At 32.1% G+C, this 1,096-nt stretch carries 3 protein-coding genes; all 3 read left to right on the top strand.

Translation table 11 applies throughout. The features are described from left to right. Nucleotides 1–16 precede the first annotated feature (16 nt). Nucleotides 17–217 (top strand): hypothetical protein, encoded by a 201-nt coding sequence (locus ABZY44_RS37770; RefSeq protein WP_023189247.1) that lies wholly within the window; start codon nucleotides 17–19, stop codon nucleotides 215–217. Nucleotides 218–347: 130 nt separating this feature from the next. Beyond that, nucleotides 348–548: a cold shock domain-containing protein gene (locus ABZY44_RS37775; protein ID WP_003132324.1), complete on the top strand. Its 201-nt coding sequence runs from the start codon at nucleotides 348–350 to the stop codon at nucleotides 546–548. A gap of 277 nt (nucleotides 549–825) precedes the next feature. After that, complete coding sequence (locus tag ABZY44_RS37780; RefSeq protein ID WP_010905424.1) at nucleotides 826–1,026, top strand: cold-shock protein; 201 nt, start codon at nucleotides 826–828, stop codon at nucleotides 1,024–1,026. Nucleotides 1,027–1,096 lie beyond the last annotated feature (70 nt).

Genomic DNA, 1,096 nt, shown 5'->3' on the forward strand with positions numbered 1-1,096 from the left:
AGAATGGAAGTGAAAAATGAAAACAGGAGATAAAATTACATTATCAAATGGAGAACAAGCAACAGTCGTTTCTGGAGATATTAATCTTTATAAGAATGCACTAATTGTTGAATTAGAAAACCATGATGTCAGGGTTGTTGATAGAGAAACCCTGACACTTGCTAAAGCAAATCCTCATGAAAATCTGGGGAATCACAAGAAAATCAATAAGTTTTAAATAGACCAATTTGACTTTGGTAAGAATAGGTGTTACTATTAAGAGGTAGGTTTTGTCTCGAGTTTAAATGTTTTAGGAATGCACTTTTTCGCAAAATAGGATTTACAGATGATGCGAAAGGATGTATTATATGAATAAAGGAACAATAAATTGGTTTAACGCTGACAAAGGCTATGGTTTTATTATGGCAGATGATATGCAAGATGTGTTTGCTTATCTCTTATCTATTCAGGGAAATGATTTTAAAAAATACGATGAAGGTCAAAAGGTTACTTTTGATATCAAAATGACGTCTCGTGGACGTTATGCTTCAAACGTACATAAAAGATAAATGAGTTAAAGCATGGGGTGTCCTTTGCTTTTTTATTTATTGCTATTGCAAAAATGAATTAAAATGTTATACTGAGTGAGGGAAAGATTAGTTGCTTTCCCTACAGTTCATAAAATCCATGTCACTACGATATGGATTTTATTAATCAGAGAGTAGTTTGACATTGAGTATAATTAGTGTTATTATGAAGAAGTAGATTTTGTCATGAGTAAAATGTTTTATCGATTCACTTTTCGCAAAATGAGATTTACAATTTTGTCGAAAGGAAATAAATATTATGGCAAATGGAACAGTAAAATGGTTTAACGCAGATAAAGGATTTGGCTTTATCACTTCAGAAGAAGGCAAAGATTTGTTCGCTCACTTCTCAGCAATCCAATCTGATGGATTCAAATCACTTGATGAAGGTCAAAAAGTTGAATTTGATGTTGAAGAAGGTCAACGTGGTCTTCAAGCAGTCAATATCACAAAAGCATAATTGTATCTGAAAATCGTGCAAAAACTGGAGTCATGACTTCAGTTTTTTTATATTCAGTTGCAATTATGAG

This window comes from Streptomyces sp. NPDC006544 (assembly GCF_040611715.1).
Classification (GTDB): Bacteria; Actinomycetota; Actinomycetes; order Streptomycetales; family Streptomycetaceae; genus Streptomyces.